We start from the raw sequence: 9,723 nt of genomic DNA on the forward strand, positions 1-9,723 counted from the left end.
GGTGTTGGTCTTGCCGACGATGACCGCACCGGCGGCCCGCAGCCTGCGCACCACCTCGGAATCCTCACGCGCCGGGCGCACCGTCCCGTCGGCGCCGAAGCGGGTGGGCATCCCGGCGATGTCCACGTCGTCCTTGACCGCGATCGGGATGCCGAGCAGCGGTTGCTGGGCGCCTGCGGCGCGCTGGCGGTCGGCCCGGACGGCGTCGGCCCGGGCCTGGTCGGCCAGCACCACCCGGAAGGCGTTGAGGGTCGGCTGGCTGGCCTCGATGGCGGCCAGCGAGCGGGCGACCAGCTCGACCGAGCTGACCGCACCGCTGGCCAGTTGATAGAGCTGGTCGGTGAGGGTGGGGAAGGCGGTGCGGGGCGGGCGGGAGGATGGCGAGTCGAGCATCACCGCCGAGCGTAACGGCGTGCTTACCGGCTCATGTCGGGGCGTGGTGGAAGACTGTGACGATGCGGCTGTACCGGGACCGCGCCGTCGTGCTGCGCCAACACAAACTCGGCGAGGCCGACCGCATCGTCACCTTGCTCACCCGCGACCACGGGCTGGTCCGCGCGGTGGCGAAGGGGGTGCGGCGCACCAGGAGCAAGTTCGGCGCCCGGCTCGAGCCGTTCGCCTACATCGACGTTCAACTGCACCCGGGCCGCAACCTCGACATCGTCACCCAGGTGCAGGCCATCGACGCATTCGCCAGTGACATCGTCAGCGACTACGGCCGCTACACCTGCGCCTGCGCGGTGCTCGAGACCGCGCAACGGCTGGCGGGCGAGGAACACGCACCGGTACCCGCGCTGCACAGGCTGACCGTCGGGGCGTTGCGGGCGGTCGCCGAGGGCAGCCGCCCCCGGGAGCTGGTGCTCGACGCTTACCTGCTGCGCGCCATGGGGATCGCCGGGTGGGCACCGGCGCTCACCGAATGTGCCCGGTGCGCCACCCCCGGTCCGCACCGGGCGTTCCACGTGGGCGCGGGCGGCAGCGTGTGCGTGCACTGCAGGCCGTCGGGGTCGGCGACGCCGCCGCAGGGGGTGGTGGACCTGATGGCCGCGCTGCACGACGGCGACTGGGATGCGGCCGAGGCGTCGTCCTCGTCGCACCGCAGTCAGGCCAGCGGACTGGTCGCAGCGCATCTGCAGTGGCACCTGGAGCGACAGTTGCAGACGTTGCCGCTGGTCGAGCGTTTCTATCGGATGGATCGCACGGTCGCCGACCACCGCATCGCGCGGTTGGGGCAGGATGTCCACCGTGGCGACGAACCAGGCGAACAGCTTGCCGCAGGCGGCTGAGCGCAAGAAGAGGGCGCGGAAAGGCGAATTCCCGCAACTCGACCCGGCGCCCGACGACTACCCCACCTTCCCCGACAAGTCGACGTGGCCGGTGGTGTTCCCCGAGTTGCCGCCGAAGACCAACGGCCCGTTCTGCCGCCCGCCGCAGCACACCAGCAAGGCCGCCGCGCCGAAGATCCCGGCCGACCAGGTGCCCCAGCACGTCGCCGTGGTGATGGACGGCAACGGCCGCTGGGCCACTCAGCGCGGGCTGCACCGCACCGAGGGCCACAAGATGGGCGAGGCGGTGCTCATCGACATCACCTGCGGGGCGATCGAGATCGGCGTCAAGCATCTGACGGTGTACGCCTTCTCCACCGAGAACTGGAAGCGCAGCACCGAGGAGGTGCGCTTCCTGATGGGCTTCAACCGTGAGGTGGTGCGCCGGCGCCGGGAGAACCTCAACGACATGGGCGTGCGGATGCGCTGGGTCGGATCCCGCCCGCGGATGTGGCGCAGCGTGAGCAAGGAGTTCGACATCGCGGAGGAGATGACGGTCGACAACGACGTCATCACGATCAACTACTGCGTGAACTACGGCGGCCGCACCGAGATCGTCGAGGCCGCGCGTGTGCTGGCGCAGGAGGCCGCCGACGGCAAGGTCAAACCGGGCCGCATCACCGAGGCGGCGTTCGCCAAGCACCTGCACCGGCCGGACATCCCCGATGTCGACCTGTTCATCCGCACGTCGGGGGAGCAGCGGGCCAGCAACTTCCTGCTGTGGCAGTCCGCCTACGCCGAATACGTCTTCCAGGACAAGCTCTGGCCGGACTACGACCGGCGCGACCTGTGGGCGGCGTGCGAGGAGTACGTCAGCCGCAACCGTCGCTTCGGCAGGGCCTGAGCGGCGCACCGTGACCACACCCGACCTGCCGCAGCGGCTGGCGTCGGCGCTCACCGAGGCGCTGCCGGTGGTGCAGGAATCCGACGGCGCGATCACCGTGCACTACGACGAGACGTTCGCCTCGCTGCGGGTGGTGCCTGTCGCCGAGGGCCTGGACCTGGTGGCGCTGACCCAGATGCTGGTGTGGGACCAGCCGCTGGACGCGAAACTGCGGGCGAAGGTCGCCGAACACGCGCACGCCACGCTGCTGGGCACGGTGTCACTGGCGGCCAAGAGCGGCGAGGCCGCGGTTGCCGCGTCGGCGAAGCGCAACTCCAAGAAGACCGCGGATGTGTTGCTGCGCTACAACTTCCCGGGCAACGGGCTGTCCGACGAGGCACTGCGCACGCTGATCATGATGGTGCTCGCGGCCGGCGCCGACGTGCGCCGGTCGCTACTCGGCTGACGAGGCGCAGGCGCCGCACACCCCGAAGATCTCGATGGTGTGGCTGACGTCGGAGAAGCCGTGCCTGCGGGCGATGTCCGCGGCCCACGTCTCGACCGACCGGCCCTGGATCTCGACGGTCGCCCCGCACGTCCGGCACACCAGATGGTGGTGGTGGTGCTCCGAGCAGCGCCGGTAGACCGACTCGCCGGTGTCGGTGCGCAGGGTGTCGACCACGCCTGCCGCGGACATCGCCTGCAGGGTGCGGTAGACCGTCGTCAGGCCGATGCCCTCGCCGCGTCGTCGCAGTTCGTCGTGCAACTCCTGGGCAGACCTGAAGTCGTCGAGTTCGCCGAGCAGTTCGGTGATCGCCGCACGCTGCCGGGTGGCCCGGACGCCGGTGCCGGCGCCCGTCATCGCGGGTCCTCGGCGGCGTGCGCGACGGCGTCGACCACGATGTGGGCGAGGTGGTGGTCGACGAGGCGGTAGAGCACCTCGCGGCCGGCCCGCTCACTGGCCACCACGCCGGACTGCTTGAGGATGCGCAGGTGCTGGCTGACCAGCGGCTGCGGCACGCCGAGCGCGTCGACCAGCTCGTGCACGCACCGCTGGGACTGCTGCAGCTGCAGGACGATCGCGATGCGGACCGGTGCGGCCAGCGCGCGCAGCAGCTCACCCGCGGTCTCGAGCACCTCACGTGCGGGCAGCTCGGGCATCGGCGCGGCGCCGTGCTGGTGGCCGTGCTCGACCGGCCCGCCGCCGTCCTCTGCGCCCTCATCAGCAATAGTGGGAATGGTTTTCATTATGCCAGCCACAATACATGCAGGCATACGCATGTCAATCGGTCCCTCAAGTGTCGCTACGCTGATGCACCGTGGCATCCATCATCGACACCGTTGCGAACCTCGCGAAACGCCGTGGCCTGGTCTACCAGTCGGGTGAGATCTACGGCGGCACGAAGTCGGCGTGGGACTACGGGCCACTGGGCGTCGAGCTCAAGGAGAACATCACGCGGCAGTGGTGGCGGTCGGTGGTCACCGGCCGCGACGACGTCGTCGGCCTGGACAGCGCGATCATCCTGCCCCGTGAGGTGTGGGTGGCCTCGGGCCACGTCGAGGTGTTCAACGACCCGCTCGTGGAATGCCTGAACTGCCATAAGCGGCACCGGCAGGACCACATGCAGGAGGCGTACGCCCTGAAGAAGGGGACGCGCGACACCGCCGTTGATCCAGACACCGTGCCGATGACCGAGATCGTCTGCCCGGACTGCGGCACCAAGGGTCAGTGGACCGAGCCGCGCGACTTCAACATGATGCTCAAGACCTACCTCGGCCCGATCGAGACCGAGGAGGGCATGCACTATCTGCGGCCCGAGACCGCCCAGGGCATCTTCGTGAACTTTGCGAACGTGGTGACCACGTCGCGGCGCAAGCCGCCGTTCGGCATCGGCCAGATCGGCAAGAGCTTCCGCAACGAGATCACCCCCGGCAACTTCATCTTCCGCACCCGCGAGTTCGAGCAGATGGAGATGGAGTTCTTCGTCGAGCCGTCGACGGCGCCCGAGTGGCACCAGTACTGGATCGACACCCGGCTGCAGTGGTACGTCGACCTCGGCATCGACCGCGACAACCTCCGGCTCTACGAGCATCCGAAGGACAAGCTGTCGCACTACTCGGACCGCACGGTCGACATCGAGTACAAGTTCGGCTTCGCGGGCAACCCGTGGGGTGAGCTCGAGGGCGTGGCCAACCGCACCGACTTCGACCTGTCCACGCACGCCAAGCATTCCGGCGTCGACCTGTCGTACTACGACCAGGCCACCGAGACGCGCTACACGCCGTATGTCATCGAGCCGGCTGCCGGCCTGACGCGGTCGCTGATGGCGTTCCTGGTCGACGCGTACACCGAGGACGAGGCGCCCAACGCCAAGGGCGGCGTCGACAAGCGCACGGTGCTCAAGCTGGATCCGCGGCTGGCGCCGGTGAAGGCCGCGGTGCTGCCGCTGTCGCGGCACGCCGATCTGTCGCCGAAGGCCCGCGACCTGGCGGCCGAACTGCGCAAGTCGTGGAACGTCGAGTTCGACGACGCCGGGGCGATCGGGCGCCGCTACCGCCGCCAGGACGAGATCGGCACGCCGTTCTGCGTGACCGTCGACTTCGACTCGCTCGAGGACCAGTCGGCGACCATCCGCGAGCGAGACGCGATGACCCAGGACCGGGTTGCGCTGTCGGAGGTCTCCGACTACCTGGCCGTCCGCCTCAAGGGCGCCTAGCGTTCCTCCCGCGCCATTCCTTCGCGAACAGACGCAAAATGCTCGCGACACGCCGTGTTTCGTGTCAATTTGCGTCTGCTCGCGCCGGGAGAGCGGAGCCTAGAACCGGCCGCCGCCGCCGCTGTAGCTGCGGCCCGACGACCGCGACGAGCCGCCGAACGACGTCGACCGCCCCATTCCGCGGCCGCCGCTGTACCCGCCGCTCCAGCCACTCGTGCCGAAGCCGCCGCTGAAGCCGCCGCGAAGCACGTTGCCGATGATGATGCCGCCGATCACCGCCCCCAGGTCCGAGCCGCCGCCGGGATAGTGCGAGGTGAAGGTCTGCTGGGCGGCTTGGACGTCGTCGTTGGCCAGCGACTGCGCCTGCGCGGCGAGCATGGACGCGCCGTTGGCGTGCGCGACGGCCTCGCTCACATCGGTGCTGCGCTTGGCCTGCGCAGCCTCGAGCTGGCGGCTCGCTTCGGCGAGCCGGGTGCGCGCCTCCGGGCCGATGCTGCCGCGGCGGGTGTCGATGAAGTCCGACACCGCCCGGATCCGCGACTGGGCGGTGACCACCGCCTGGTCCAGTGCGCGGACCAGCCGCTCGGCGGCTTCGCGCTGCTCGTGCACGCTGGCCAGCAGCCGGTCCAGATCCGCGTCGGCCTTGGTCAGCGCCGTGAAGGTGCCCAGTGGATCGGTCGGCCCGCCGGCCTCGGCGGCGCGCACCGCGTCGTTGGCCTTCTTCAGCGCTGCGGTGAGTTCGGCGGCCTGCGGTGTGTCCGGCTTCTGCAGCAGGCTTCCGGCGTGCGCGATACCGGCACGCAGGTCGGCGATCGCAGCGGGAAGGCTCGCCACCGCCCGGTTGATGTCGCCTGCGGCACTGTCGAGCGCCTCGAACAGCTGGCGGGCCTGCGCCAGCGCCGACTCGGCCGCACGCACGGCGTCCACCAGACCGATCTGATCGCCGGCGGGCCGCGCCACCAGTGCCCGCGCCGAGGTGATGTGACGATCGGCGAACGCGAGCCGCTCCTTGGCCGCGTCGATGTTCCCGGCCACCGAAGACAGTGCGGCGGCGTCGAACTGCGCACGCAGGCCGGCCAGGGTCTGCTCGGCGGGCGCGATCCGGGCCGTCAGGTCGACCATCTGCTGGGTCAGCGTGTCCAGCCGGTCGGGCGCGTTGATCACCAGGTCGCGCAGCTGCTCGAACGCCTCGCTCTGCGCGTCGAGTTCGCGGTCGGCGGTCGCGGCGGACACGATCACCCGGGTCAGCAGGTCGCGTCGCTGCAGTGGCGCCTCGGGGATCGCGTCGTCGAGCGTCTGACGCACGGAGAATGCTTGCGCCAGTGCCGCTTTGGCCGTCGCGACGGCACGCAGGAACGGTTCGGTGCGTTGCGGGCCGAATTCCCCGACCGCCATCGCCAGTTCGCCGTCGCTGGTGCGCACCGCGTTGTCGACGTCCACCACGATCGCCTTCGACAGGTCGTCGAGCGCGTCGATGGGAACGGCGGCCAATGCGTTGGGATCTGTGGGGTCCACCCGCTTGGCGGCCTCGAACTCGGCGGCGCGGCGCTTGCGGCCGCGCCGGCGTCGCCACCACCAGAGCACCAGCCCGATCGCGATGATGAGGACCAGCACGATCGCGATGGCCAGCGGCGACACCTGCAGCGGTTGCGGCGGGGCGACGTCGAGGCCCTGCGCGGCGGTGATCGCCGCGCCGGCCCAGTCCTGGCGGCGGAGCATCGGCTCGATCTCGTTGCGCTGCAGCCGGTCGGCCTCGGACTGGCCGATGACGGCGGTCGGCACCCGGAACGCGTAGGACCGTTCGACGACGGCAATGGCCAGCAGCGCGTCGTGGTCGCCGAAGTCACTGAGCTCGGTGGCCGTGTCGGCCCAGGCGACCGGATCCTGGCCGAAGCGGTCGACGTAGACCACCCACAACCGGGTGCCGCGGGTGTCGTAGAGCCGGTCGACGGCCGCCTGCACCTCGGCGCGCTGGGTCCTGTCGAGCGCGCCGGAGTTGTCGGTGATGTAGTCCGGCACCCGGAACGGTGGTTCGGCGGCGGCGTTCGGGGCGATGAGGACGCCGACCGCGAGGACGGCGCACACCACGCTGAGCAGGCGGGCGAAACGCATGGTGGTCAATGTAGTGCTGGTCGGCCACCAGGCGTGACGGCACGGCCCGCATGAGCACCCTGGCAGACTGAGCGTCGGTGGCTGCATATCGGGATACCTATGACGAGTTCGACCGCGCGCGGTTGGTGGTCGAGGACCCCAAGGGCGCCGGGCTGCCGGGCGCCGACACCGAGCACCGCACCGACTTCGCCCGCGACCGCGCGCGCGTGCTGCACTGCGCGGCACTGCGCCGGCTGGCCGACAAGACCCAGGTCGTCGGACCGCGTGAGGGGGAGACCCCGCGCACCCGCCTGACCCACTCGCTGGAGGTGGCGCAGATCGGCCGCGGGATGGCCGTCGGGCTGGGCTGCGACCCGGACCTGGTCGACCTGGCCGGCCTGGCCCACGACATCGGCCATCCGCCGTACGGACACAACGGCGAACGGGCGCTCGACGAGATCGTCACGGTGTTCGGCGGCTTCGAGGGCAACGCGCAGAACTTCAGGATCCTGACCCGGCTCGAGCCCAAAGTGCTTGACCCGCAAGGGCGCGGCGCGGGCCTGAATCTGACCAGGGCGGCGCTCGACGCGGTGACCAAGTACCCGTGGCAGCGCACCGCCGACCGCCGCAAGTTCGGGTTCTACGACGACGACATGACCGCGGCGCAATGGGTGCGCAGCGGCGCGCCCACCGACCGGCCATGCCTGGAGGCGCAGTTGATGGACTGGGCCGACGACGTCGCCTACTCGGTGCACGACGTCGAGGACGGCGTGATCTCCGGACGCATCGACCTGCGGGTGCTCGCCGACGCCGACGAGGCCGCGTCGCTGGCCCGGTTGGGCGCCGAGTCCTTCCCGACGCTGGCGACCGACGACCTGCTGGCCGCCGCCGAGCGGCTGTCGAAGGTCCCCGTGGTGGCCGACGTCGGCAAGTACGACGGCACCCTGGCCGCCTCGGTCGCGCTCAAGCGGATGACCAGCGAACTCGTCGGCCGATTCGCCAACGCCGCGATCACCGAGACCCGCGGCGTCGCCGGACCCGGCCCGCTGCGGCGCTTCGACACCGAGCTGACGGTGCCGGTGCTGGTGCGCGCCGAGGTGGCGGTGCTCAAGATGCTGGCATTGCACTTCATCATGTCCGACCACGGGCATCTGCGGATCCAGGCCGACCAGCGGACCCGCATCCGCGAGGTGGCGCTCGCGCTGTGGGCGCAGGCCCCCGGCAGCCTCGACCCGCAGTTCGCCGCCGAATTCGACGCGGCATCCGACGACGGCTCCCGGCTGCGGGTGGTGGTCGACCAGATCGCCTCCTACACCGAGGGCCGTCTGGAACGAGTGCACGAAGCGCGCTCGCCCAGACCGTTGTGACCGACCTCTAGACTGGATCGGTGGCCGGGCGGATACCAGATCGCGACATCGCGGCCATCCGTGAACGTGTGAGCATCGAGGACGTCGTCGGCGACTACGTGCAGTTGCGCCGCGCCGGCGCCGACTCACTCAAGGGCCTGTGTCCCTTCCACGACGAGAAGTCGCCGTCGTTCCACGTCCGGCCCAACCACGGCCACTTCCACTGCTTCGGCTGCGGCGAGGGCGGCGACGTCTTCACCTTCCTGCAGAAGATCGAGCACGTCAGCTTCGTCGAGTCGGTCGAACTGCTGGCCGACCGCGTGGGCTACACCGTCACCTACACCGGCGGGTCCACCACGAACGTGCAGCGCGACCGCGGCAGCCGCAGCAGGCTGCTGGCCGCCAACGCCGCCGCCGCCGAGTTCTACGCCGAGGCACTGCAGTCCGACGAGGCCGCCCCGGCGCGGCAGTACCTGATCGAACGCAACTTCGACGCCGCGGCGGCGGCGCACTTCGGCTGCGGTTTCGCCCCCTCGGGCTGGGACAAGCTGACCAAACACCTGCTGCGCAAGGGATTCGAGTTCAAGGAGCTCGAGGCGGCCGGGCTGTCCCGGGAGGGCAAGCGCGGACCGATGGACCGCTTCCACCGCAGGCTGCTCTGGCCGATCCGGGCCCCCGGCGGGGAAGTGATCGGGTTCGGCGCCCGCCGCATCTTCGCCGACGACCCGATGGAGGCCAAGTACGTCAACACCCCCGAGACGGTGCTGTACAAGAAGTCGTCGGTGCTGTTCGGGCTCGACCTCGCCAAGCGCGACATCGCCAAGTCCCACCGTGCGGTGGTGGTCGAGGGCTACACCGACGTGATGGCGATGCACCTGTCGCACGAGACCACGGCCGTGGCGTCGTGCGGCACCGCGTTCGGTGACGGCCACCTCGCCCTGCTGCGCCGGCTGATGATGGACGACAACTGGTACCGCGGTGAGCTGATCTTCGTGTTCGACGGCGACGCGGCGGGCCAGGCGGCGGCGCTCAAGGCGTTCGACGGTGACCAGCAGGTGGCCGGAAAGTCGTTCGTCGCCATCGCTTCCGACGGGATGGATCCCTGCGACCTGCGGCTGAAATACGGCGACAACGCGCTGCGCGACCTGGTGGCGCGGCGCATCCCGATGTTCGAGTTCGCGGTCCGAAGCCTCATCCCCGACGGGGAGACCCTCGACAACGACCCGCAGGCCCAGGTGGACGCGCTGCGCCGGTGTGTGCCGCTGGTGGCCCGGATCCGCGACTACGCCCTGCGCGACGAGTACGCGCGCCGGCTGGCCGGCTGGACCGGGTGGAGCGACGAGGCGCAGGTGCTCAGCCGCGTCCGCGAGGAGGCCCAGAAGCGGGGCCTGCCCGACAAGGGCAGGCGGCGCACCGCGGAG

At 70.4% G+C, this 9,723-nt stretch carries 10 protein-coding genes; 6 read left to right on the forward strand and 4 right to left on the reverse strand.

The genetic code is table 11. The annotated features are described in order from the left end of the window. Positions 1-393 (reverse strand): amidase family protein (locus tag Q2100_RS24635; RefSeq protein ID WP_302916164.1); only part of this gene is annotated, 393 nt, incomplete at its 3' end. 62 nt (positions 394-455) lie between these two features. Here Q2100_RS24635 and recO point away from each other — a divergent pair. The 3 genes from recO to Q2100_RS24650 are packed head-to-tail and all read left to right on the forward strand — an operon-like array spanning position 456 to position 2,614. Beyond that, a complete protein-coding gene (gene recO, locus Q2100_RS24640; RefSeq protein WP_302916165.1) occupies positions 456-1,286 on the forward strand; it encodes a DNA repair protein RecO in 831 nt (276 codons plus the stop codon). Further along, positions 1,237-2,169: a decaprenyl diphosphate synthase gene (locus Q2100_RS24645; protein ID WP_302916166.1), complete on the forward strand. Its 933-nt coding sequence runs from the start codon at positions 1,237-1,239 to the stop codon at positions 2,167-2,169. Before recO ends, Q2100_RS24645 begins: the two co-directional genes overlap by 50 nt. A gap of 10 nt (positions 2,170-2,179) precedes the next feature. Next, positions 2,180-2,614 (forward strand): hypothetical protein, encoded by a 435-nt coding sequence (locus Q2100_RS24650; protein ID WP_269893292.1) that lies wholly within the window; start codon positions 2,180-2,182, stop codon positions 2,612-2,614. Here Q2100_RS24650 and Q2100_RS24655 read toward each other — a convergent pair. Beyond that, a complete protein-coding gene (locus Q2100_RS24655) occupies positions 2,603-3,010 on the reverse strand; it encodes a Fur family transcriptional regulator (RefSeq protein WP_264012694.1) in 408 nt (135 codons plus the stop codon). The two genes, Q2100_RS24650 and Q2100_RS24655, sit on opposite strands and share 12 nt — an antisense overlap. After that, complete coding sequence (locus Q2100_RS24660) at positions 3,007-3,396, reverse strand: ArsR/SmtB family transcription factor (RefSeq protein WP_407667684.1); 390 nt, start codon at positions 3,394-3,396, stop codon at positions 3,007-3,009. Before Q2100_RS24660 ends, Q2100_RS24655 begins: the two co-directional genes overlap by 4 nt. Before the next feature lie 71 nt (positions 3,397-3,467). Here Q2100_RS24660 and Q2100_RS24665 point away from each other — a divergent pair, with 71 nt between their 5' ends. Then, on the forward strand, positions 3,468-4,865 hold the full coding sequence (locus tag Q2100_RS24665) for a glycine--tRNA ligase (protein WP_302916167.1): 1,398 nt from the start codon (positions 3,468-3,470) through the stop codon (positions 4,863-4,865). A 99-nt stretch (positions 4,866-4,964) separates the two neighbouring features. On the opposite strand, the gene Q2100_RS24670 is transcribed toward Q2100_RS24665, so the two are convergent. Then, positions 4,965-6,977 (reverse strand): TPM domain-containing protein, encoded by a 2,013-nt coding sequence (locus Q2100_RS24670; RefSeq protein ID WP_302916168.1) that lies wholly within the window; start codon positions 6,975-6,977, stop codon positions 4,965-4,967. Between the two features lie 77 nt (positions 6,978-7,054). Here Q2100_RS24670 and Q2100_RS24675 point away from each other — a divergent pair, with 77 nt between their 5' ends. Together Q2100_RS24675 and dnaG are read left to right on the forward strand one after the other, a co-directional pair. Then, positions 7,055-8,323 carry a deoxyguanosinetriphosphate triphosphohydrolase gene (locus Q2100_RS24675; RefSeq protein WP_302916169.1) on the forward strand — a complete coding sequence of 423 codons (1,269 nt, stop codon included), beginning with the start codon at positions 7,055-7,057 and terminating at the stop codon, positions 8,321-8,323. Between the two features lie 20 nt (positions 8,324-8,343). After that, the coding region (gene dnaG / locus Q2100_RS24680) for a DNA primase (protein ID WP_302916170.1) at positions 8,344-9,723 on the forward strand (1,380 nt) is incomplete at its 3' end.

The sequence above is a fragment of the Mycolicibacterium arseniciresistens genome (assembly GCF_030519285.1).
Lineage (GTDB): Bacteria > Actinomycetota > Actinomycetes > Mycobacteriales > Mycobacteriaceae > Mycobacterium > Mycobacterium arseniciresistens.

Bases quoted from the DNA above. Each gene is read 5' to 3' on its own strand.
- recO (WP_302916165.1), top strand. From the start codon at position 456: ATGCGGCTGTACCGGGACCGCGCCGTCGTGCTGCGCCAACACAAACTC.
- Q2100_RS24645 (WP_302916166.1), top strand. From the start codon at position 1,237: ATGTCCACCGTGGCGACGAACCAGGCGAACAGCTTGCCGCAGGCGGCT.
- Q2100_RS24655 (WP_264012694.1), bottom strand. From the start codon at position 3,010: ATGACGGGCGCCGGCACCGGCGTCCGGGCCACCCGGCAGCGTGCGGCG.
- Q2100_RS24660 (WP_407667684.1), bottom strand. From the start codon at position 3,396: ATGAAAACCATTCCCACTATTGCTGATGAGGGCGCAGAGGACGGCGGC.
- Q2100_RS24670 (WP_302916168.1), bottom strand. From the start codon at position 6,977: ATGCGTTTCGCCCGCCTGCTCAGCGTGGTGTGCGCCGTCCTCGCGGTC.